Raw genomic sequence first — 21,906 nt, forward strand, 5'->3', positions numbered from 1 at the left:
GATGCCCGGGCCGGGTATACCTCGCTGATATGGAAGGCCACGATAAACCTGAGGCGGATTGAAGCGCTGCGCAGCGTGGTCACCCTCGCCCATCCGGCAGGGCTGCCTGCACCGCTAGGGCCCTTGCGGCCAGGCATCCTGTTCCCCGCCAACGTGACCCGGACTTGCGGTGTAGCGAGAACCATCTTGGCCCAACAGATTGCCCAGCCGTGGAAGGCGTTTCACCAGCAGCCCCTAGTGTGGCGCGGGTTAGCCGGCTGTGGGGCTCAGGGAGGCGCCGCCAGCCGCTTTCACGGCGTGGCTGCGCCACGCAAAACCCTCACACGGCCCGCTGGGACGGTGGGCAGGCGGCGCCCGGCAGGGGCGTGTCGGTATTGGCTTCATGATCGTCGGGGCGGCGCAGTTCGCCGACGATGAACAGGTAACTGAAGAACGCCCCCGCCGCATTGAGCGCCACGTACACCAGTGCGCCGTTGAACGAGCCCATCGATTGCACCATGTAGCCGATCACCACCGGGGTGACGATGCCGGCTACGCTGCCGAAGGTGTTGAAGATCGCGCCGTTCATACCGGCGCTGCGCTTGGGCGACACATCGGAAATAATCGCCCAGCCCAAGGCGCCCATGCCCTTGCCAAAAAACGCCAGGGCCATGAACAGCACCACCAGCACATCTGTTTGCACGTAATTGCACAGGATCATGCTCATCGACAGCGCCATGCCGATAAAAATCGGCAGCTTACGCGCACGCGTCAGGGTCATGCCCTTGCGCAACATCCAGTCAGACACCAGGCCGCCGCCAATTCCCCCGATGAAGCCGAAGATCGCCGGCACCGCTGCCAGCAACCCCGCGTTGAGGATCGACAACCCGCGCTGCTGCACCAGGTACACCGGGAACCAGGTCAGGAAGAAAAACGTCAGCGTGCTGATGCAGAACTGCGCGATGTAAATACCCAAGAACATCCGCTGGCCCAGCAGGTCGCGGGCGCTGGCCCAGGTTTCTGGCCAGCTTTGCTTTTGCCCGGCCGAGGCGGGCCGTTCCTGCAAGTTGGCCCCGCCTGCGCGTATCTCATCCAGCTCCACCGCACTCACGGTAGCGTGGTCCACCGGGGCCTTGATGCGCCAGATGAACACCACGCCCATGGCCACCCCGGCCGCGCCCATGACGTAGAAAATCCATGGCCACCCCCAGCGCGTCGAAATCCATGCCAACAGCGGCGTGAACACGACCGCGGCGAAGTACTGCGAAGCATTGAAAATCGCCGTGGCGGTGCCGCGCTCGGCGGTAGGGAACCACATCGAGACAATCTTGCTGTTGGCCGGAAAACACGGCGCCTCGGCCGCCCCCACCAGAAAGCGCAATGTAAATACCGCAAAAAACGCCAGGCCCAGCGGCATCAGCGAAACGCTGCCGATGGCCGCGGTAAACAACGACCAAGCGATGATGGCGGCGCCCAGTACCTTGACGCTGCCGAAGCGGTCGATGGCCAGCCCGCCGGGCAGTTGCAGCAGCATGTAGGCCCAGGCAAAGGCCGAGAACAGCCAGCCCATTTCGGCGTGGTTCAAGCCCACTTCCTGGGCCACGCTGGCGCCGGCCACAGACAGCGTGGCGCGGTCGCCCTGATTGATGACCATCATGATGAACAGCAGGGCGATCACCTCGTAACGGCGATGCTCGGCGATAAAGCGGCGAAGAGACGCTATTTTTTTCATTGTGTTCTCGGGGTCCGGGGGTGGCTGCCAGTGCGGGCCTGGGCGGCGACCGAGGCCTGCGTGCCGACGGTCGATCAGTGGCGGGTCTCCCGAATGATCGCGTCGCTGCGTTGCTTCACTTCCGGGCGCAGGGCGGTACCCAGGCCTGGCCGCGTGGGTGCCGCGGCGAAACCACCGCTGATGTCAGGCAACTGAGTCACCAACTCGCCGTACCATGTCGACAGGGAAGCCCTGACCACTTCCTGCAACACCGCCGTGGGCGCATGCAGGCCAATCTGCAAGCCGGCGAACAACGCTACCGGCCCGGTGCAGTCGTGGGGTGCCAAGGGTTTGTTGTAGGCCTGCGCCAGCGCAGCGATTTTGCGCGCCTCGGTGAAACCACCACACCACACCAGGTCGAGCATCAGATAATCCATGCTGCCTGCTGCCAGCAGGTCGCGGTAGGCCACGCTGCCGCCGAGCGTTTCACTGGCGCAGATCGGCACACGGGTGCGGTTGCGCAGGTCTGCCAGCGCCTGGGCGTCGTCCATCTTGCACAAAGGGTCTTCGACCCAGTAGGGCTCGAACTCCTCCAATGCCTGGCAGATGCGCAGCGCCGCGGTAGTGTCCCAGAGGCTGTGCAACTCGCACATGATTTCGATACGGTCGCCCACCGCCTGGCGAATCTGGCGGAACGCTTCGGTACCCTGCTTTACCTCGGCCAGGCTGATGGTATTGGCACCGGCTTGGCGCGCGAACCGATCGAACGGCCAGATTTTCATGGCCGTATAGCCCTCTTCTACCAAGCTGACAGCCAGGGCACCAGCGTCGCGGCTGAAGGCCAACTGGTCGTCATAGGGGCCCTGGGCAAGGTCTGCTGCGGTGATCTCGCGGCGGGCACCTTGCTGGGTATTGAATTCGTAACCGGCGCAGGTGTTGTACACGCGGATGCGGTCGCGGCAGGCGCCGCCCAGCGCCTCATGGATGGGAATGCCGTGGCGTTGGCCTTTGAGGTCCCACAAGGCGATGTCTACCGCACTGGCCGCACGGATTTCGGCACTGGCGCTGTGATAACCCACGTAGGGCGTGGTCAGTTCCAACGAAATCCCTTCGATGTGCCGCGAGTCGCGGCCGATCAAGCCCGGGGCGATCAGCTCATGCACGGCCGCTTCGACGGTGGCGGCACCGCGAAAGGTTTCGCCGAGCCCGATCAGGCCCTCGTCGGTCTCGATCTCCAGCCATATCAGCTTGGGCCGCTCGGGCAGGCGCAGCGTTCGTACACACGTAATTCTGGACATTATTTTTATCCTGACAATTCACCAGTAATGGTAGCGTTACCATTTGATGCTAACATTAACCCATGGTTTCACACCAGACAACCTAAACGGGACCCAGCGATTTTAAAAACAAGTTTTAATGGTAACGCTACCACTGCACACTGTAGGGCGGTAGCCTAACGCAAGCCAATAACCATAAAAACCAGCCGGAGAACAGATGAATACAAGAATAAGCGTCATCCTCAGCCTCACCGTCGTGTACTTCGTGATCATGACCCTCGTCGGCTATGCGGTGCGCAAGCACGCCAAAAGCAGCGAAGGCTTTACCGGCGGCGGCCGCAGCTTCCCCGCGTATTTGGTCGGCGCATTGCTGCTGTCAGAATTCATCGGCAGCTCGGTCAGTATTGGTACCGCGCAAAAAGGCTTCGAAATCGGCATTTCGGCCGCGTGGAACTTGGTTGCGCTGTCGCTGGGTTTTCTGCTGCTGGCGTTCGTGCTGGCGAAAAAGTACAAGGAAACCGGGCTTAACACGATCTCGGCGATCCTTGCCCGGAACTATGGTGAGCGCGTGCGCTATGCCGCTTCGGGGCTGACCATCTTTGCCCTGAGCATCGTCTGCGTCGCACTGTACGCCAGCGGTGGCGCGGTGTTGGCCGCCGTGCTGGGCATAGACAAAAACCTAGCAATCATACTGGTGGGCGTTGTTACGGTGTTTTATGTAAGCCTGGGCGGCATGCGCTCGGTGGTATACACCAACTTCATTCATGCCCTGATCAAATACCTCGGCATCCTGGTGGCGTTGATCTTCGCCCTGCGTTCGGCGGGTGGTATCGATGCATTGCAAGCACAGTTGCCCACGGCCATGTTCGATTGGAACGCCGTGGGCTTGGGGCAGATTCTGGCGTGGATGATCGGCGGTATCGGTTCGATCTTCGCCACGCAGTATGTGATTCAGGCGCTGGTCAGCAGCGACGATGACAAGACCGCCAAGCGCGCCTGCCTGTATGTGTCGGGCCTGATGATCCCGTTCGGGATCGCCACGGCGATGATCGGCATGTGCAGCGCCCTGCTCTATCCCGGTATCAAATCCATCGACGCACTGCCGGTGTTGGTCACCCACATGCCGACGTTGGCCGCGAGCCTGGTGGTGATCGGCCTGGCGGGGGCGTTGTTCGGTGGTATTTCAGCGGGCACCCTGGCCTCGGCCACGTTGCTGATGAAAGACTTCTACAACCCGTTGTTCAACCCACAACAGGATGATCGCAAGTCGGGGGTGTTTATTCGCGTGGCCATACTGGTGCTGGGTTTGCTACCGCTGATTTTGGCCATGTTCGCCGATAAACTGCTGTTGATCGCCTTCCTTGGCAAGGCGCTGCGGGCGGCGTTGGCGGTGCTGATACTGATGTGTTTTTACGCGCCACGGTTCGGCACGCCCAAGGGCGCACTGGCGGGTATCGTGTTGTCGGTGGTCAGCACCATAGCGTGGTTTTTGGCTGGAAACCCGTATGGCATCGACAGTTCGTACTTCGCCCTGGCCAGCCCGCTACTGACTATGAGCATCACCGAACTGACCAAGCCGGGCCAGCGCCGCCGGGCCGGCTCGCCGACCTGACAACCCGCGGCGGGTGGCCCGCCTGAGCGTAGCCACTCAGTAACGTTGCTGCGCATCGCCGTTGTGCAGGTCCAGCAGCCGTTGTGCATTACCTGTCAGGTGCCCGCCGCGCCACACAAAATACAGCTCCGAGCGGCCAGCCTGGCCGAGCGAATGCACCCGCACCGCCGCGCGGCCGGGCAACGTATTGAGCATTGCCCGCGGCACCCAGGCGGCCCCTGCGCCCGCGGTCACGCAGGCCAGCATGGTGTGGTAAGACTCCATCTCGATCAGTTGCAGCCCCTCGCCGCCAGAGACCTGTAACCAACGATCCAGGCGCAGGCGAAACGAGCAGTTTTGGCGAAAACCGTAGACCTCGCGGCAACGCAGCTCGCTGGCGCTGTGCACGGCAGGGTGCGCCTTCTCGGTGATCAATACCAAGTCGTCGGAAAACGCGTAGCGGCTGTCCAGCGCTGGCGATTGCACGGGGCCGTCGGTCAGGGCGATATCCAGCACACCTTCAGCCACTTGCCCCATCAGCACTTCCGAGACATCGCTGCGCACGTCCATGCTCACTTGGGGGTGGCGTTGGCGAAATTGCCCGACCAATTGCGGCATGAACGCCACCAGGCCGACGTCCAACGCGCCTAACGTCAGGTGGCCGCCCACCTGCTCCTCCCGCACCAGCGCCTTGGCGCTGTCGCTCAGTTCGATGATCTGCTGCGCTCGCTCCAGCAATGCCCGGCCGGAGGGCGACAGCGTCAGCCGCTGCTTTTCACGCACGAACAGCTGGCAGTCAAGGTCAGCTTCAAGTTGCTGGATGCGTAGCGTAACGCCGGAAGGCACACGGTGCAGTTCACGGGCCGCGGCGGTCACCGAACCGGTTCTGGCCACGGCACAAAAGGCCCTTAATTGCGAAAGCTGCATTAGCCGTTCTCTTTTTCGAAAAATCTTACTCAATATATTTCAATTTAAACAATAACTGCAAAGCCTTAGGGTAAGCGCCAGGTTATTCAGACCTTAAATGAACCTAGGAGCCCCTTATGTACGAAGATTCGATCCAGGCCCTGCTGCCGCGTGAACCGGCTCACTATATCGGCGGCCAATGGCAAGCGAGCCGCGAGGCCCGGGAAGTGCTCAACCCCGCCACCGAAGCGCGCATGGGTGAAGTGGCCGAAGGCGATGCGCAAACCGCCGAGCACGCCGTCAGTGTGGCCGCTGCGGCCCAAAAGGCTTGGGCGCGCGAAGGTTTGGCGGGGCGAGCCCAGTACCTGCAACGTTTACTGGAGCAGGTGCAGGGAAACGCCGAGGGCTTAGCCCGCCTGTTGGTCACCGAACAGGGCAAACCCATCAAGGAGGCCCGCGCCGAAGTGCAGATGGCCCTGACCATGCTGCGCTACCATGCCGGCCTTGGGTTCCGCCAAACCGGGCAGGTGATGGCCAGCGCCACGCCGGGGCGCACCATCAGCATTCGCGAAGAACCTTACGGCGTGGTGGCGGCGATCATCCCGTGGAACTTCCCATTGGCCATGTTCCTGCGCAAAGTCGCGCCGGCCATCGTGGCGGGCAACTGCATCGTGGTCAAACCCAGTGAAAACACGCCGTTTTCCTCACTGGCCATGGCCACACTGTGCCACCGCGCGGGCATCCCCGCCGGCGTCGTGAACGTGGTGACTGGCCCGGGTAAATCCCTTGGCGAGGCCCTGGTGCGCCACCCGCAAACCCACCTGGTGACCATGACCGGCTCCACCCGTGCTGGCTCGCAAATCTTGCACGCGGCGGCGGACAAAATTGTGCCGGTGTCGCTGGAGCTGGGCGGCAAGGCACCCTTTATCGTGATGCAGGACGCCGACCTGCAGCGCGCGGCAAAGGATGCAGTAGCCTCGCGCATGACCAACTGCGGCCAAGTGTGCATCGCCAATGAGCGCACCTACGTGCATGCCGCCATCCACGACCGCTTCGTAGAGGCGGTGGTGCGTGAAGTGCAGCAATTGCAGCTCGGTGACCCCCAGGCCGACAGCACCGATATTGGCCCAAAGGTCAGTGCAGCGGAACGCGACAGCGCCAACGCCCATCTCAAACGCGCGCTGGAACAAGGCGCGCACCTCGCCTGCGGTGGGCCGCAAGCCTTGCCACCCGCGCTGAAACAGGGCTACTGGGTTGCCCCCACGGTGCTGACGGGCGTGGCGCCGGATGCCGAGATCCTCAAGGCAGAAGTATTCGGGCCCATCCTGCCCATCGTGGCGTTCGATACCGAACAGCAAGTTATCGAGTGGGCCAACGCCAGCGAGTACGGTTTGAGCGCCTATGTCTACACCCAGGACCTGGGCACCGCCATGCGCCTGGTGGATGAACTGGAAAGCGGCGAGGTCTACATCAACCGCATCGGCCCGGAGGAAATCAACGGCTTCCATGCCGGCTGGAAGCGTTCGGGGTTGGGCGGCGACGACGGTGAGCAGGGTTATCGCACCTATGTGCGCACCAAAGTGACCTATCTGGATTACAACGCCTAAGGGCCGGCTCGGAGCCACCGTTTAGTACGTGCAAATGGGCAAATGCTAATCTACCCGTAATGGCAGGCAGCCATTTTACTGCCTGCTAACGGGAAGCGATGATTGGCCGATGAACATTACAACAATACCCGTGGCGGGGCTCAAGGCCCTGGCGGCCGTGCAAGCTTTCGCCGCCGCGCAAGGGTTTGCCGCCTCGTACCGGCCCATTAGCTTGAACGGGCACCGGCCACTGGGTGATAAGGCGGCGGCGAACCTTGAAGAAACGACCCAACTGCCGCGCAGCGCTCTGGTTCGCTCCACCGCACCCCAAACACAGGCGCCTATCCAGCCAGGCGCTTGCGCCGCCGATCCGGTAAAGCAGACGCTCGCCAAAGTCACAAAGCTTACGTTTGGACCATGGGACGGTACCGCTGGCCGGGAGCCGAGAGCCTGTATGAATGGGATAGTGGGGTGAAGGGCGGGCGTGCATGGGTTCCGGCAACCGTGTTTGGCCTGGGCCTACTGCTTATCCTGGTCTCGATGCTGGGTGTGTTCCTGGGTTGGCGCTATATCAGCGTGGTGTTTGTGATCGGGGTGCTGATGGCCTTTGCCGGGGCATTGACCGATATGGCTACACACCGCAGCCGCTGGATAGAAAAAGCCCTGATCATGATGATGGCCACAGGCTTTCTGGCATGGGTGCTCCTGCGGCATTGGCGTTGATGTTTGCCGCCAGCCCCCGGCACCCTCTTTCCCGCTGTGGGCTGACGAGGGCGGCGGCCATGACTTACCCTTACGCAGGCAACACCCGGCACCGCGCTCACAACTCCGCCGCGCGCCTGAGCAGGTTGTGGTAAACACTGGTCAGCGAAAGGGTCGCAGGGGTATCCCGGCCCAATTGTTGGCGAACCTCAATAATGGACCTATCAAGGTCGTAGAGTAGCGTGCGCAAGCCGTCATCCTTGAGCATCGACTGCGTCCAGAAAAAGGCGCACCAGCGTGATCCGCGAGTGACCTCGTTGACCCGGTGCAGGCTGCCCGCCGGGTAGAGGACCAGCGAACCCGCTGAAAGCTTGATCGCGCTTGCCCCATAGCTGTGCTCGATCACCAACTCGCCCCCTTCATAGTCTTGCGGCTCGCTCAGAAAAAGCGTCGATGACAAATCGGCACGCATACGAATACCCGCACCCGGCACTGCGCGCACGGCGCCGTCAACATGGGCATCGAAGCGCATGCCGACGTCATAACGATTGAACAAAGGGGGCAGTACCCGAAATGGCTGGGCCGCGCTATGGAATAAGGCATTGCGGCCCAGGGCCTTCAGGATGATTTCGCCGGCCTCCTTCGCGGCTTGGCAACCCTGGGGAAGCTGAAGGTTGTGTTTGGCCTGCGCCGCGAGCTCGCCCGCGGTCACACGCCCGTCGACCAGCCCGGCTGCTTGGACCAGGCGGCGAACCTGGTCCAGCTCCTCAGGCGTCAGCACGTGGGGGATCTCGATCAACATGGGGGTTCAGAACTCCACGCTGGTGCTGAGCGCAACGGTACGGCCCGGCGCCACTTCTGCCCGGTAGTAGAAGGCTGAGCTATACGTTAGCTTGTCAGTGAGATTGGTAATGTTAAGCGCGACCCGGTACCGGTCGATCTCATAAGAAACCATGGCGTCGAAGGTCGTCGCTGAGGGGATGCCATAACGCATCGTGGGGTCGGCATCATAGGCACTACGATAGTTCATACCGCCCCCCAGCAGCACTTTGCCGGGTAATGCAAACAGCGGCGCGATGTTGTAGGTGCTCCACAAGGCCAAGTTGTGCCTGGAAACATAGGGCACATGATTACCGACGGTATCGCCAGGGTCAAAGGTGCTGGGGGTGGAGGCGAGGATCTTGCTGTCCATGTAGGTGTAGGAAGCCTGCGCGTCCCAGGCCGGGGTGATTTTGCCGGTAACGCCAAGTTCCACGCCCTGTACTCGATCTTCTTCGCCGGCAGCGACGCTGGCGCCGGTCAGCGGATCATTGTAGCTGCCACGGTTTTTGTTCACCCGAAACAAGGCGGCGGTCAGGCCAAGATCGTCATCGAGCAAACTCCATTTGCCACCTATTTCGAGCGTTCGGTTCTTGTCGGGTTCGAGGTTGGGCTCGCTTTGCGAGACAGTGCCTTGGTAGGTCGGGTTGGCGCCCTGCGGCGTAAAGGATCGGGCATAGCTGATGTAATAGCTTTGCTGCGGCGTCGGCTCCCAAATGAGCGAAGCCTTAGGGCTCAGGAAGTGGGTAGTCGCATCGGACCATGGCGCAAAACCATCGGTCGTGGTATCCCAACTGGCTGACCTTGCGTGATAGCTGTCTTCGCGCAGGCCGGCGAGTACCGAGAATGTGTCAGTGAGCCAAACCCTGTCGCTGGCGAATACACCCACGTCCCAGCTCTGCGCCCGGGTCTTGCCTGAGTCGCGTTCACTGAGGGTAAAACCTTCGGGGTTATCGAAGATCGGGTCGAGCAGCGTACCGCCATCTCGGTTCGAGCTGCCGGAAATCGTGCCGAATTTATTCCTTTGGTAATAGACATCGAATCCGCCTGTCATTTCATGGCGCAATGGCCCGGTGTTGAAGCGAGCCTGCGCTGTGGTGATGTTCTCGCCGCCGTAACTTTTCTGTACATCCCCATATACCGGCCATACGGTGTAAGCCGTGTTCAGGTTCCCACTGAGAACGCTACTGGTGCAGGTGTTGGTTGGTAAGCCATAAAAGCCGCCGCCGTCCATACATACGTTAGGCGTGAAGACCATGCGCCGGGTATAGCGCGCGTAGCGGGTGTCATTGGACAGTGTCAGCCAATCGCCAATATCCTTGTGGTAGCGCAAGGTCAACATGTCGACCTTGGTGACGTCCCTGTCGCTTTCCTTGCCATAAAAGCTTGATCGCGGCACCCCGTATTCCGTAACCGGGTAGGCGCGGCCGCCATCGGTCCGCGTCGGGATTGGCACACCCATGTCCGGGCGGCGATCGCCACGCTGGTGCATATAGTTAATGGTGAAGGTCTGGTCAGTGCCAAGGCCGAAACCCAGCGAGCCCAGCGCACCCCAACGCTTGGTATACACATGGTCGCGGCCTTCCACGTCCTGGTCATGCCACATCCCGACGATACGCAGGGCGGTGGTACCGTCAAGTTGGTGGTTGACGTCGGCGACGACACGCTTTTGTGGCCCACCCCCCAGGGTGGTTTGTACTGTGTTGCTATCGCCCAGGTGCGCAGTCTTGCTTTGCAGGTTGATAGCCCCGCCCGTGGTACCGTTGCCGAAGCTCTCTGACGATGAGCCCTTGAATACCTGGACATTCTCGGTTGCAAAGTCGTCGCGCACGTAAGCACCAAAATCACGCAGGCCATCGATATAGATGTCGCCCTTGGCGTCAAAACCGCGAATACGAAAGGCATCCCCATTCATGCCCCCATTGCCCTCGCCGGTGGCGACGGTCACCCCCGGCACATATTTAAGTACCTGGTCGATCGTCGTCGCCTGCTGCTGTTCGATCACCACCTGAGGCACCACGGTGACCGTTTGCGGCGTACTCTGGAGCGTATCGGGAAGACGATCCAGGCCGGTGTTCGCTTTCAATGCGCTGGTCGATGGCTCGCTCTGGCCTTCGATCATGGTTGCCGGGATCTCCACAGTTCCATCGTCGGCCTTGGGAGCCGACGTCACCTCCTCGGCATACGCTGGGTCGCTTGCAACGAAGCACGCGCCGGTGGCAACACTGGCAATTGCACCTAAACCAGAAAGCGCCGGGCGCAAGGTTTTTACGTTCATCGATGTTTCCATTGGGTATTGTTGGAAAGGGCGGTGGGTTTGGCAAAGTGGCGTGCACCGGGTAGGGCGTTGCCCACCCAGCGACCTACCGCGGCGAAGATGCTCTTCGATTGAATGCGGCGTCGGGCTTGTGCATGACCTTGGTCTGCCGCTGCCTGGAGGAGCGCCGCCGCTTTAGCAGGGTCGCGCGCGCCGGCGATACCCTCTTCGAGCGCCACGCCGTAGGCGTACAGGTCATCGGGCGCGTTTCCCTGGGCACAACACTCCAGCGCCTCCAGGCCAATCTGGCGCAGCGCAGGCTCTGATCGGGCCAGCAGCAGCGGCGTGATCCGCCGGCGAAAGCCGTTATCGCTGATAGCAATGGCACTTCGCAGCCAGCGTTCGGCCATCGCTTCGTCACCTTGGCGAAACAGGATGGTGGCGAGATTGTATTGCGCCCAGTGATCACCCAGGCGCGCTGCCTTGAGGTACCACCTTGCTGCGCCAGCGGGGTCCGGCGTCGTGCCCCATCCTTCCTCCAGCAAGCGGGCCAGCGAATTCATTGCCTTAAGGTGCGGCTTGCTCGCCCCGCCTTCAGCGACCGCTTGAAACAACGCAAAGCATCGTGGCCGGTCGGCAGGGTCGCCTGCACGCATCAGCATCTGAGCGAGGTTCACCCGCCCCCAGGCGTGGCCCGCCAGCGCAGCGATTTCGAAGGCGTCAGTGGCAAGCTTAGGGTTTGCTGGTACGCCCCAACCCGCTCATAGCAGCGCCCGAGCATGTTGCACGCTTCGATATCCCCAGCGGCAGCGGCTTTGGCAAACCAGGTAAATGCACCGGCGGGGTCACGCTCCACGCCGCGACCCTCAAGCAGCAATTGCGCCCACACCACTTGCGCCGCCGGCAAGCCTGCCCGGGCCGCCGTGGCAATCCAACGAGTGGCATGCTGCGGGTTGCGCGTAAGCAATTCACGAAGTTGTTGCTCCGGCATCCTCTGCGGGCGTAACAGCAAAACCATTGGCCGCGGCGCTTGGGCAGACTGCGACAGCACCTGCCGATAAGGAAAGAATTTCAAGCTGGCCAAGAACCCAACACACTGAAAAGACGGCTTCAGGGCGCTGTCGTTTTTTCGAGCATGATCCACCGTGTTGAAACTCCCGCAATCGGATGTTAATAATTCTCAGTTCCAATTTTGCGGCTTATTATTTGGTGAGGCATTGCTCAGGCTGGCCAGGTTATTGTGCATTTAGGCCATAAACGGTTAGCGCGGTGCCAGTGTGGTGTTTCAGAAATTGGCCGCACTCTTTTGATGGTGCCTTTTGCTGCCCGGCGGGGTTGCCGCACCTCGCCATAGCCCTGCTATGAGGCGTCACGGCGCCAGGGCGGCATCATTGTGTGGATGGCGTCATTACATGAAATCCGGCCGGCCTGCGCAGCCGATGCTGGGCGAAGCGTACATTCCTGGCCGGCCTGAACCGGAATTCCATACGTTCAAACATCGCTCAAATCCCCTTGTGGATTTGCGCCTTGATGCCGGACCAAGCGCGGATAATTCTGCGCGCGGTCCGCAGCAGGCGATGCCCGGCCAGCGTTAGCTGCACCGGGTTTGCTTTGGAGCAAAACAGCGCAGCACCACATTCCTGCTCCAGCGCTCTCAAATGTTTACTGACGGCGGGTTGCCCTATCCTCAACCGCTGGGCCGCCGCGGTTATGGACCTGCTTTCCACCGTCGCAATAAAACTCTCCAGGTGCCGTAAGTTCATGGATTGTGGTCCCCTACAGATCCAAGACCAGCAGCTTGGAGGTGGCCCTCGATACGCAGGTGGTAAGGAATTCGCCCTTCTCTGCATCGTCGAGGATGTAATCCTGATGGTCGACCTCGCCTTCCAGGTAGCGCACCTTGCAGGTACCACAAAGGCCAGACTGACAGGATGTTTCGACGGGATAGCCCGCATCCTGAAGCACCTGGGCAAGGCTCTGGCCATTCTGCACCGGAATCTGTTCTCCGCTACTGGCGATCTTGGCGACGAAGCCATCAGCGCCTTCCTCAGCCGGCGCTTGCGGCGCGGTGGGCTTAGCCGGCGCCTTGAAATGCTCGAAATGCACGCGGCCGCTCGGCCAGTGCGATGCTGCGTATTTGCACGCTTGCATGAAGCCCGCTGGGCCGCAGTAGTAAACGTGGCAGCCGGTCGGTGTATTCCTAAGGAACGTCTTTATGTCGAAACTTTTCGCCGGATCACCTCCATCGAAGTGAAGATGTACCCTGCCCTGTTCGATCAGCACTTGCATTTCCTCCGAGAACGCCGCGAACTCGGGCCCTTTGCAGCAATAGTGCAGTTCGTAGTCCGCGCCTTGTTCGTGAAGCGCATGCATCATGGATTTCAGGGGCGTTACGCCAATCCCGCCCGCCAGCAGGATGGATCTATTCGCACCCGCCTGAAGTTCGAAATTGTTCCGCGGTACGCTCACGTGTACGAGGTCACCCACCTGCAATTGATGTACGGCCGCTGACCCGCCGCTTCCGTTGGGATCGCGCAGCACGCCGATCACGTACCGGTGGTGCTCCACGGGTGAGTTGCTCAAGGAGTATTGGCGCACCAACCCGTTCGGTAGGTGGATGTCGATATGCGCCCCCGCCGTAAACGGTGGTAGCGCCCGACGCTCTGGGTCAACCAACTCGTAGGCGTTGATACCCTTGGCTTCCAAGGTCACACGGCGTACAACGAGTTCCAAGGTGGTGACACCAGGCCTCTGTAGCGATGTCATTGTCATTACCTCTCACCTGGCGGGCGCCCCGTTTAGGTAGACCGGGGCGCCTCGTTCTTATTGTTGTTGGAAGCTCTGCTCCAGCGCTTCGAAGCGCTCACGCACAAAGTCAGCGCGCGCCTGCCCTCGCAGTGAGTCAGCCTGGGTCAGAATCGCCACGGCCTCGCGGGCGAGTTTGCGGCGGTTTGCCACTTCTTGCTCGCTGGTTTGCGCAATCGGCATGTTGAAAACGTTGCCCGTGCAGTAGCTGTTCGGGGCACCGTGCATGTCACGCAGCCATTGGGCGAAGCCTTGGGCGGCAGCCTGCGCGTTAGTGCCGCGCACGGCGTCCCGGAGCATCTTGCGAAAGGCGTATAGACCGGCGTCGAACTTGGTCGGGTTCTCCAGGGCATGCACGGCAATCGGCCGCTGGCTAATGATCGCTTCATAGTCGCCAGGGGCATACTGCGCGGCCTTGTAATCGTGGCGCTCACGGTGGTTCGACGGAATCGGCGGAATGTCCTCAAGTTTATACTTGCCGAAACGCTCGGGCCGGCGCATGGCGACCTGCCCTTCGAGAAAGTCGATGGTTTCGTAACCGACCATGCTCTTATCGCCGACGCCGCGGGTATCGATGCCTGGCCCCATTACCCGCCAGCCGATCATTTTGCTGTTCTGGTCATCAACCGGTACCGTCCAGCGAATGATGTGGAAGCGACTGAACAGCTTTTTTCGGGCGCCATCTTCAGACGTGTAAGCATGCAGGCTCAGGTTTGGAAGCACCTGGTGCTGGATACGCAGGAACATGCGCTCATTATTTACCCGCCGCGCGCCGGCACACGCCAAGCTACGACCCTGATGCACCGGAATAAACTGCATGTCCGGCGCGACTTCCATGGACGCCGCGCCCACCTCGTCGAAGGTGGTACCTTGGAATTTGCCGCCCACCACATTCTTAGCCGCGTGCAGGGCTGTGGGGTGAAAGTTATCGGCCGCGTTGTCTTGCACCTGCAGCCAGTTGCAGTGCTGGAAGTTGCTGTACGGCACCAACTCGTCGCCCTCCATCACGGTGAAGTCTTGCTCCCATTCAGGGAACGGCGGCTCTTCCTCGGGCGGGCCCATGTAGGCGAATACCAACCCGTGACGTTCGAAGGCTTTGTAGGCCCCTTGGCGAATCGAGCAGGCGTACTTCTCGCCATCTTTTTCTTCACCCGCGGGGAACGGCACATGCAAGCAGGCGCCGTCTACGTCGAATACCATACCGTGGTAGCAGCATTTGATGCCCTTTTGCTGGATGGCGCCGTATTCGAGCGAGGCACCTCGATGCACGCAATGGGCGTGAAGCACACCGACTTGGCCGCTGCCGTCTCGGAACGCCACAAGCTCTTCGCCCATGATTTTCAGGAAGCGCGGCGTGTCCGACAGTTCCAGGGACATACACACCGGTTGCCAGAACCGCCGCATGTACTCCCCCGTGGGGGTACCGGGGCCGGTTTCAGTCAGCTCTGGGTCATGTGCCGGGGTCTTGTTGGTGTAATAACCACCGTAAGCGATCAGCTTTTTCTGGGTCGAGGGATTACCGCTACCGGCGCTGCGTTGTTCATCATGCTTATCACGTTTCTCGGTCATTTCATTGCCTCGCTTATTGTCAGATACATGAGGCCAGTGTCCTGAACTCTGTATACATGTTGTTTGAACGCAATGTTGCTTACCGCTGGGGTACTGCTAGTTGATGGCTTTATCGACCAAGGCGCCTGCCTTGATCCACGGCATCATCTCGCGCAGCCGTTCGCCAACCACCTCGATAGCGTGACGCTGCAGTTGGCTTCTACGTGCCGTGAGGGTGGGGTTTCCAGCTTTATTTTCCAAAATGAAGGCTTTTGCATATTCCCCGCATTGAATGCTCGACAGCAGTTCACGCATCCGCTGTTTGGTTTGGGGCGGTACGATTTTCGGGCCGCTGAGGTACTCGCCGAACTCGGCGTTATTGGAAATGCTGTAATTCATGTTACCGATGCCGCCCTCGTAGATCAGGTCGACAATCAGTTTGAGCTCGTGAAGGCACTCGAAATAAGCCAGTTCAGCCGAGTAGCCCCCTTCAACCAGTGTCTCGAAAGCAAGTTTGATGAGCTCCACCGTGCCACCGCATAGCACAGCCTGCTCGCCAAACAAGTCCGTTTCGGTTTCCTCACGAAAGTTCGTTTCGATGATGCCGGCTTTGCCACAGCCAATGGCGCAGGCATACGCCAGCGCCCAGTCGCGTGCGTGTGTCGACGAGTCTTGTTCAACTGCGATAAGCGCCGGGACACCATGGCCTTCTCGATAGGTTGAGCGCACGGTATGCCCAGGGGCCTTAGGCGCGACCATGACCACATCGAGGTCAGCCCGGGGCTTCACCTGGCCATAGTGAATGTTGAAACCGTGGGCGAACGCCAACGTCGCACCTTTGCGCAGCGAGGGTTCAACTGATGCTTTATACACCTCAGCGATGAGCTCGTCGGGAATCAGCAACATCACCAGGTCTGCTTGCATCACCGCCTCTGCGACAGACATTACCGCCAGCCCGGCGGCCTGGGCTTTTTTCGCCGAAGTAGACCCGTCACGCAGGCCCACCGCCACCTCAAGGCCGCTGTCTCGCAGATTTTGTGCATGGGCGTGCCCCTGAGCCCCGTAGCCGATGATGGCGATACGGCGCCCTTGCAGGAGGCTCGGATCGGCGTCTTTGTCGTAAAAAAGCTTCATGTCATGCCCTTTCGAATTATTGTGTTCTGTACTTGGGTTTCTGTATACAGAGTTCAAAGTCTTGACTTACACTCAGGCGCTGTCAAGGAAAAATTTGAACCTCGGAGGAGATCATGGACAATGCAGCTCTACACAGATGAAGCCGCAGTTCGGCAAGGTCAATCCATGACGGTGAAGCTAAAGCGGGTTCAGTCGCGCATCGACTATGTCGATGAGGTGTACAAGGTGCTATTGGACGCCATCAGCGACGGCACCATTGCGCCCGGCACCCGGCTGACCCAGGAAGACATTGCGGAACAGATGCAGGTTTCGCGCTCTCCGGTATTGCAGGCGCTACGGCTGCTCAAGAAAGATGGGCTGGTACAAGACGCGCCGGGCCGCGGGGTGCTGGTTACCCCGCTGACCGTGGAGTCGACCAATAACCTGTATTTGATCCGTGGCGCGCTGGACAACCTCGCGGCCAAGATGGCCGCGGCCCAATGTTTCCAGCTTGACGGTAGCTATATCGAGCGCGGGCGGGTACTGTCCCGGGGTAAAAACATCAAGGCGATGATTGACGCCGACATGGCCTTTCACAATGCCATCTATGAAGCCTCCGGCAACCCGCTGATTGCCCAAAGCGCGCAGGTGTATTGGGTGCATCTACGCCGTGCGATGGGGGCAGTGCTGCAGTATGCCGAACAACGCCAGGCCATCTGGGATGAGCATGAGGCGATCGCCCAAGCCATCGCCTGCGGTGACGTACTGCGTGCGGGCGAGCTCACCGACGTACACACCACCCATGCGCGGGAAAACCTCACTGAACGGCTTCGCCTATTGCTTAATGCCTAATTAAAAACGACGGCGCCCCCAGAGCGCCGGCCTTAAGGTATTCCTGCCTCACAAGTTCGCACACCGATTGATGCCTGAATGCTGTTGCCCGGCGAGGCACCGGGCGGGCAGCAAATTCACAGGTCAATGCTTGTGCGAACGTCTGAAACACCACGCTAGCGGTTGACGATGGCCTTCGGCAATGCCAAGCAGATACACGCGGCAAACACCAGCGAGCCGGCGATGCAGTAAAGCGCAATGTTCGTAGACGCGGTCATATCCTTGACCCAGCCGATCATGTAAGGGCTGATAAAGCCTGCCAGGCTGCCAATCGAGTTGATCATTGCGATCCCCGCCGCGGCCGCCACGCCGCTCAGGAATGCCGGTGGCAAGCACCAGAACTGGCACAGCCCAGTGATGATGCCCATGGTCGCTAACGACAGAAAAACCAGCGCTATCAGCGGATGGCCAACCGTGAGCGTACTGAGCACCAAGCCCAACCCACCTAGCAGGGCCGGTACCGCTGCGTGCCACCGGCGCTCCCGATGCTTGTCGGCACTTCGGCCGGTGAAAATCATAGCGGCCGTAGCGCACGCATAAGGAATGGTGGTGAGCAGCGCTACAGTTGGCACACTCTGGATACCCGAGCTCTTGATCAGGGAGGGTAGCCAGAAGCTGATGCCGTAAAGCCCCATCATAAAGCCGAAATAACCTGCGCTCATGACCCATACCCTGCGGTTACGGAATGCGCCGAACATGGAATGGACCTCAGCGCCACCGCCCTCGTTGGCGAGGTTACGTTTGAGTGTTTCCTTCTCTGCCGCACTCAACCAACGCGCGTCATCGACCTTATCCTGCAGGTAAAAAAGCACGGCTATACCGGCAAGGGTCGATGGAATCGCCTCCAGCAAAAACAGCCATTGCCATGCCGAATAGCCATGCCAACCGTGGGTGGTTGCCATGATCCAGCCAGACAACGGCCCGCCAATTACACCCGCCATAGGGATACCGGTCATGAACATCGCGGTGATTCGGCCCCGGCGAGACGGCGGGAACCAATAGGTGAGGTACAGAATGATCCCTGGGAAGAAGCCCGCTTCCGCCACCCCGAGAAAGAAGCGAATGATATAGAACACCGTCGGCGTCTGTACAAACATCATACAGGCCGAGAGGATGCCCCAACTGATCATGATACGGGCGATCCAGCGGCGAGCGCCCACCTTGTGCAATACCACATTACTGGGAACTTCAAATAAGAAATAGCCAAAGAAGAAAACACCCGCGCCCAGGCCATAAACGGTTTCGCTGAACCCTAACTCATCGAGCATTTGTAATTTTGCGAAACCGATATTAACCCTGTCCAGGTAGGCAAATACATAGCACATAAACAGGAAAGGAATGAGCCGAAGTGTGACGCGGCCATATAACGGCGCCTCCGCACGGGTGTCGCCACCGGCGTAAGTCGCCCCAAGGGCATTGGACATGAGCAGATCTCCACACGCTTGTTGTTATTTGTCAGGCTTTGTGAGTTGCGCTTCGGCGGTACCGGCTGAACGGCAGGTACCGCCGCACCATCAAGAAAAGAGGTCAGGCTGTTCGGCCACGATCCGGTCATAAATAGGTTGGAAGTGCAGCCAACCGATAAAAGAGCTGCCAACGTTTTCCCGGCTGTACCGTGCCCGCTCCGGGGTCACCTGCTGGGGGGCGATACCACTGGCCTCGATCATCAGTTGTTGCTGGCAGCACCGCTCCAGTGCGATGAACCAGAAAGCCGCTTCGTCGATACTATGGCGGCTAGCCGTGAGCAGCCCGCGGTTTTGATGAATCACCGCGCGAACGTTTTTGAAATAGCCCGCGACCGAGTGGCCGGCGTTGGTTTCTACCGCAACGGCGCCGGCCTCTGCGGTGATGACGACGTGGTCCTCGAAAAACACGGCAGCATCTTGAGTAATCGGCGGCAGCAGGCGGCCAGTGGCGGCCCAGGCACCGCCATAAATAGTATGGGCATGGCACATAGCGACAATGTCGGGATGCTCTTGATGCACCGCAGCATGCAGCACGAAACCGGCGCGGTTGACCGCATAGTGACCTTCGATTACCTGGCCCAGGTGGTCTGCCAGGATAAGGTTAGACATTTTAACTTTTGAAAAATGCACAGCCATGGGGTTTGTCCAGTACAGCTCGGGGAACTCTGGATCGCGCACCGTCAAATGGCCGGCAAAGCCATAGTCGAGCGCGTGCATAGCAAACGCACGGCAGGCAGCCACGAGGTGCCTTTTACGGTATTGCCTGTTTTCTTCGAAGTTTTTGAAATCGGGTAATTCAGGGAATATCAGGCCTTGTTGCTCAGGCTGATAAATAGAAATGCGCCTTCTGCCATTTCCAGCGGGGTCGATCCGTAGCAAGGGATCCATGGCGTCCACCTCGTCATTGTTATTGTGTGGTACTTGATAGTCGGCCCCCGTCCAGCGATTGACAAACGAAGCGTATTAACCCAACGTTGAATCGAATTCAGCCTTACCTTAATAATAATGAGAAGAATTCCTAACTATGCATCCATTCGTGCCTTCGAGGCTGCGGCCCGGCTCGAAAACTTTGCCGCGGCTGCAGATGAACTGCATTTGTCTTCCTCCGCTATCAGCCACCAAATCCGAAACCTTGAGACGACGTTGGGTGTTGAGCTGTTTAAAAGGCATGCTCGCTCGGTAGAGCTGTCCGCCCAAGGCCGGGCGCTGGCCCAGCGCTTGATTGCCGCTTTGGATGGTTTGGAATCGGCGTTTACGCCATGGATGCCCAATGCAGAACTATTGACGCTGTCCGTGCATTGCGCGCCCAGCTTTGCGGCAAAATGGCTGTCGCCCCGGCTTGCACGGCTGGTCAGTGAGCCTAACCCCCTGCACATCAGGTTGACCTCCAGCGCCACGCCACCGGAGCTGACGCGCCACGAAGAGATTGATGTGGCGATTACCTATGGCAGGCCGATCGAGCGAATGGGTGTTACCGCTGAGCCCCTCGGCCTGGAAACGATCGCCCCCCTAGCTTCACCTCACTGCTACGACGCTTCGCGGATGCTTCATACCCAGACGCTCAAACCCAGGTGCCTGATCGACTCGCAGTTAAGCCCTGTCGGCTGGAATGACTGGTTCCAGCATGAAGGCCTTCAGGAACCAGCGAACCTCAGAGGGCTCTCGTTCGATCGAGCTGCCCTGGTGTTGTCCGCAGCGGCTGATGGCTTGGGCATAGCGCTCGAATCGGTCCGCCTGGCCGAAGTGGAGCTAAAAAACGGCAGCCTGATCGCCCTGAGCGGTCAACAGCCACCGTTACAACGGCAAATGCACTTCTTGTGCTACCGCGCCGCCATGAAAGGCAGCCGCAAAATAGAGCGATTCAAGGCGTGGTTAATGAAGCAAATCGCAACGTCATAAACCGGCCACGTGCTCAGCGGTTCACCATAACCTTGGGCATCAGCAAACATATGATCGCCGCGCACACCAATGCAAAACCAATGCAGTAGAGTGCGATGCTGGTGGACCCGGTCAGGTCTTTCACCCACCCGATCAGGTAAGGGCTGAGAAAGCCGGCCAGGTTGCCGACCGAGTTGATCATCGCGATACCCGCGGCAGCGGCCACACCGCCCAGGAAAGCCGGAGGCAGGCACCAGAATTGACTCATCCCGGTCATCACCCCCATCGCGCCCAGAGACAAAAACGCAACGGTGAAGAGGGGGTTGTGGTTGGCGAGGGTTGCCAGTACCAACCCCAAAGCACCCAATATCGCCGGCACGGCGGCATGCCAGCGGCGCTCTGCACGAATGTCTGAGTGGCGGCCGGTCATGATCATGGCGACGGTCGCACACGCATAGGGGATAGTGGTTAGCAGCGATACCGCCGCAGCGTCTTGAACACCCGAATTCCTGATCAGTGACGGCAGCCAGAACGTGATTCCATTGAGCCCCATCATAATGCCGAAGTAACACAGGCAAAGTACCCACACCCTCGGATTGCGGAACACACTAAACGCCGACTGGTGATGATGGGCAGGATTACCTTCCACCTCCAAGTTTCGCACCAATGTGGCTTTTTCATCCGCGTTAAGCCATTTCGCGTCCGCCGGGTTATCGCGCAGGTAAAAAAACACAGAGATCCCCGCAATGATGGCCGGAATGGCTTCTAGGAAAAACAGCCATTGCCATGCCGAGTACCCTTGCATGCCATGGGTCGACGCCATGATCCAGCCAGACAACGGCCCACCGAGCACGCCTGCCATGGGGATACCGGTCAAGAACATCGCGGTGATTTTGCCGCGCCGCGAGGGCGGGAACCAATACGTGAGGTAAACGATGATGCCAGGAAAAAAGCCTGCCTCTGCCACGCCCAGGAAAAATCGCAGGACGTAGAACAGGCTGGCGGTGTGCACGAATACCATACAGGCCGATAGCACGCCCCAACTCACCATGATCCTGGCGATCCAGCGCCGCGCACCGACCTTGTGAAGCATAATATTGCTGGGCACCTCGAAGATGAAGTAGCCCAAGAAAAAGATACCGGCGCCCAAGCCATAGACCGTTTCACTGAAACCTAACTCGTCCAGCATCTGTAACTTGGCAAAACCCACGTTCACCCTATCCAGGTAGGCGAACACGTAGCAAAGAAATAAAAACGGTACGAGTCTCAGCGTCACTCTGGCGTATAGGTGAGCTTCAGTACTTTCTTTTTCGGCCGCATACGAAGCGTTGAGCACCTCAGGCATTTGCCTATCTCCTGGTATTTATTGTTTTGGAT

The 21,906-nt window shown here is 59.6% G+C and carries 19 protein-coding genes; 5 read left to right on the forward strand and 14 right to left on the reverse strand.

What is annotated here, in order from left to right; translation table 11 throughout:
- Positions 1–319: 319 nt before the first annotated feature.
- Together HAQ05_RS13855 and HAQ05_RS13860 are read right to left on the reverse strand one after the other, a co-directional pair.
- Positions 320–1,711: an MFS transporter gene (locus tag HAQ05_RS13855; protein ID WP_190421527.1), complete on the reverse strand. Its 1,392-nt coding sequence runs from the start codon at positions 1,709–1,711 to the stop codon at positions 320–322.
- Positions 1,712–1,785: 74 nt separating this feature from the next.
- Positions 1,786–2,988 carry a mandelate racemase/muconate lactonizing enzyme family protein gene (locus HAQ05_RS13860; protein WP_190421529.1) on the reverse strand — a complete coding sequence of 401 codons (1,203 nt, stop codon included), beginning with the start codon at positions 2,986–2,988 and terminating at the stop codon, positions 1,786–1,788.
- A 196-nt stretch (positions 2,989–3,184) separates the two neighbouring features.
- On the opposite strand from HAQ05_RS13860, the gene HAQ05_RS13865 reads away from it, so the two are divergent.
- A complete protein-coding gene (locus HAQ05_RS13865) occupies positions 3,185–4,579 on the forward strand; it encodes a sodium:solute symporter family protein (RefSeq protein ID WP_190421531.1) in 1,395 nt (464 codons plus the stop codon).
- 36 nt (positions 4,580–4,615) lie between these two features.
- Here the strand turns inward: HAQ05_RS13865 and HAQ05_RS13870 are convergent, their stop codons facing one another.
- Positions 4,616–5,485 (reverse strand): LysR family transcriptional regulator, encoded by an 870-nt coding sequence (locus HAQ05_RS13870; RefSeq protein WP_190421533.1) that lies wholly within the window; start codon positions 5,483–5,485, stop codon positions 4,616–4,618.
- Positions 5,486–5,601: 116 nt separating this feature from the next.
- On the opposite strand from HAQ05_RS13870, the gene HAQ05_RS13875 reads away from it, so the two are divergent.
- Positions 5,602–7,071, forward strand: coding sequence for an aldehyde dehydrogenase family protein (locus HAQ05_RS13875; protein ID WP_190421535.1), 1,470 nt, complete (start codon positions 5,602–5,604; stop codon positions 7,069–7,071).
- Between the two features lie 396 nt (positions 7,072–7,467).
- A complete protein-coding gene (locus tag HAQ05_RS13880; protein WP_190421537.1) occupies positions 7,468–7,773 on the forward strand; it encodes a hypothetical protein in 306 nt (101 codons plus the stop codon).
- 97 nt (positions 7,774–7,870) lie between these two features.
- On the opposite strand, the gene HAQ05_RS13885 is transcribed toward HAQ05_RS13880, so the two are convergent.
- The 8 genes from HAQ05_RS13885 to ilvC all read right to left on the reverse strand — a co-directional run bounded on the left by HAQ05_RS13885 (position 7,871) and on the right by ilvC (position 16,372).
- Positions 7,871–8,554: a Fe2+-dependent dioxygenase gene (locus HAQ05_RS13885; protein WP_190421539.1), complete on the reverse strand. Its 684-nt coding sequence runs from the start codon at positions 8,552–8,554 to the stop codon at positions 7,871–7,873.
- Positions 8,555–8,560: 6 nt separating this feature from the next.
- Entirely contained in the window at positions 8,561–10,849 is a 2,289-nt protein-coding gene (locus HAQ05_RS13890; protein WP_202988072.1) for a TonB-dependent receptor, read from the reverse strand.
- Entirely contained in the window at positions 10,846–11,490 is a 645-nt protein-coding gene (locus HAQ05_RS28465) for a tetratricopeptide repeat protein (RefSeq protein ID WP_202988073.1), read from the reverse strand. Before HAQ05_RS28465 ends, HAQ05_RS13890 begins: the two co-directional genes overlap by 4 nt.
- An 11-nt stretch (positions 11,491–11,501) precedes the next feature.
- Positions 11,502–11,912 (reverse strand): tetratricopeptide repeat protein, encoded by a 411-nt coding sequence (locus tag HAQ05_RS28470; protein ID WP_202988074.1) that lies wholly within the window; start codon positions 11,910–11,912, stop codon positions 11,502–11,504.
- A 418-nt stretch (positions 11,913–12,330) separates the two neighbouring features.
- The gene (locus tag HAQ05_RS13900; protein ID WP_190421543.1) at positions 12,331–12,591 is read right to left on the reverse strand and encodes a LysR family transcriptional regulator; all 261 of its coding nucleotides are present in this window, start codon (positions 12,589–12,591) and stop codon (positions 12,331–12,333) included.
- 13 nt (positions 12,592–12,604) lie between these two features.
- Positions 12,605–13,561, reverse strand: coding sequence for a PDR/VanB family oxidoreductase (locus HAQ05_RS13905; protein ID WP_238936529.1), 957 nt, complete (start codon positions 13,559–13,561; stop codon positions 12,605–12,607).
- Positions 13,562–13,651: 90 nt separating this feature from the next.
- Positions 13,652–15,202: a Rieske 2Fe-2S domain-containing protein gene (locus HAQ05_RS13910; protein WP_190421555.1), complete on the reverse strand. Its 1,551-nt coding sequence runs from the start codon at positions 15,200–15,202 to the stop codon at positions 13,652–13,654.
- A 96-nt stretch (positions 15,203–15,298) separates the two neighbouring features.
- Positions 15,299–16,372 (reverse strand): ketol-acid reductoisomerase, encoded by a 1,074-nt coding sequence (ilvC, locus tag HAQ05_RS13915; RefSeq protein WP_274603311.1) that lies wholly within the window; start codon positions 16,370–16,372, stop codon positions 15,299–15,301.
- A 108-nt stretch (positions 16,373–16,480) separates the two neighbouring features.
- Here ilvC and HAQ05_RS13920 point away from each other — a divergent pair, with 108 nt between their 5' ends.
- Complete coding sequence (locus HAQ05_RS13920; protein WP_190421559.1) at positions 16,481–17,146, forward strand: GntR family transcriptional regulator; 666 nt, start codon at positions 16,481–16,483, stop codon at positions 17,144–17,146.
- Positions 17,147–17,301: 155 nt separating this feature from the next.
- Here HAQ05_RS13920 and HAQ05_RS13925 read toward each other — a convergent pair whose 3' ends face one another.
- Both HAQ05_RS13925 and HAQ05_RS13930 read right to left on the reverse strand, forming a co-directional pair.
- Positions 17,302–18,609: an MFS transporter gene (locus HAQ05_RS13925; RefSeq protein WP_190421561.1), complete on the reverse strand. Its 1,308-nt coding sequence runs from the start codon at positions 18,607–18,609 to the stop codon at positions 17,302–17,304.
- A 90-nt stretch (positions 18,610–18,699) separates the two neighbouring features.
- Positions 18,700–19,539, reverse strand: coding sequence for a class II aldolase/adducin family protein (locus HAQ05_RS13930; RefSeq protein WP_190421563.1), 840 nt, complete (start codon positions 19,537–19,539; stop codon positions 18,700–18,702).
- A gap of 117 nt (positions 19,540–19,656) precedes the next feature.
- Here HAQ05_RS13930 and HAQ05_RS13935 point away from each other — a divergent pair, with 117 nt between their 5' ends.
- Positions 19,657–20,550, forward strand: coding sequence for a LysR substrate-binding domain-containing protein (locus HAQ05_RS13935; protein ID WP_190421565.1), 894 nt, complete (start codon positions 19,657–19,659; stop codon positions 20,548–20,550).
- A 13-nt stretch (positions 20,551–20,563) separates the two neighbouring features.
- On the opposite strand, the gene HAQ05_RS13940 is transcribed toward HAQ05_RS13935, so the two are convergent.
- Positions 20,564–21,874, reverse strand: a complete 1,311-nt coding sequence (locus HAQ05_RS13940; RefSeq protein ID WP_190421567.1) for an MFS transporter — start codon at positions 21,872–21,874, stop codon at positions 20,564–20,566.
- Between the last annotated feature and the right edge of the window lie 32 nt (positions 21,875–21,906).

It is taken from the genome of Pseudomonas typographi (genome assembly GCF_014694385.1).
GTDB classification, from domain to species: Bacteria; Pseudomonadota; Gammaproteobacteria; order Pseudomonadales; family Pseudomonadaceae; genus Aquipseudomonas; species Aquipseudomonas typographi.

What these genes read in the sequence shown, in the direction of transcription:
- HAQ05_RS13910 (WP_190421555.1), bottom strand. Translation starts at nt 15,202, where the DNA reads ATGACCGAGAAACGTGATAAGCATGATGAACAACGCAGCGCCGGTAGC.
- HAQ05_RS13865 (WP_190421531.1), top strand. Translation starts at nt 3,185, where the DNA reads ATGAATACAAGAATAAGCGTCATCCTCAGCCTCACCGTCGTGTACTTC.
- HAQ05_RS13890 (WP_202988072.1), bottom strand. Translation starts at nt 10,849, where the DNA reads ATGAACGTAAAAACCTTGCGCCCGGCGCTTTCTGGTTTAGGTGCAATT.
- HAQ05_RS13925 (WP_190421561.1), bottom strand. Translation starts at nt 18,609, where the DNA reads ATGTCCAATGCCCTTGGGGCGACTTACGCCGGTGGCGACACCCGTGCG.
- HAQ05_RS13875 (WP_190421535.1), top strand. Translation starts at nt 5,602, where the DNA reads ATGTACGAAGATTCGATCCAGGCCCTGCTGCCGCGTGAACCGGCTCAC.
- HAQ05_RS13935 (WP_190421565.1), top strand. Translation starts at nt 19,657, where the DNA reads ATGAGAAGAATTCCTAACTATGCATCCATTCGTGCCTTCGAGGCTGCG.
- HAQ05_RS13940 (WP_190421567.1), bottom strand. Translation starts at nt 21,874, where the DNA reads ATGCCTGAGGTGCTCAACGCTTCGTATGCGGCCGAAAAAGAAAGTACT.
- HAQ05_RS13900 (WP_190421543.1), bottom strand. Translation starts at nt 12,591, where the DNA reads ATGAACTTACGGCACCTGGAGAGTTTTATTGCGACGGTGGAAAGCAGG.
- HAQ05_RS13860 (WP_190421529.1), bottom strand. Translation starts at nt 2,988, where the DNA reads ATGTCCAGAATTACGTGTGTACGAACGCTGCGCCTGCCCGAGCGGCCC.
- HAQ05_RS28465 (WP_202988073.1), bottom strand. Translation starts at nt 11,490, where the DNA reads ATGCTGATGCGTGCAGGCGACCCTGCCGACCGGCCACGATGCTTTGCG.
- HAQ05_RS13885 (WP_190421539.1), bottom strand. Translation starts at nt 8,554, where the DNA reads ATGTTGATCGAGATCCCCCACGTGCTGACGCCTGAGGAGCTGGACCAG.
- HAQ05_RS13920 (WP_190421559.1), top strand. Translation starts at nt 16,481, where the DNA reads ATGACGGTGAAGCTAAAGCGGGTTCAGTCGCGCATCGACTATGTCGAT.
- HAQ05_RS13855 (WP_190421527.1), bottom strand. Translation starts at nt 1,711, where the DNA reads ATGAAAAAAATAGCGTCTCTTCGCCGCTTTATCGCCGAGCATCGCCGT.
- HAQ05_RS13880 (WP_190421537.1), top strand. Translation starts at nt 7,468, where the DNA reads ATGGGACGGTACCGCTGGCCGGGAGCCGAGAGCCTGTATGAATGGGAT.
- HAQ05_RS13930 (WP_190421563.1), bottom strand. Translation starts at nt 19,539, where the DNA reads ATGGATCCCTTGCTACGGATCGACCCCGCTGGAAATGGCAGAAGGCGC.
- HAQ05_RS13870 (WP_190421533.1), bottom strand. Translation starts at nt 5,485, where the DNA reads ATGCAGCTTTCGCAATTAAGGGCCTTTTGTGCCGTGGCCAGAACCGGT.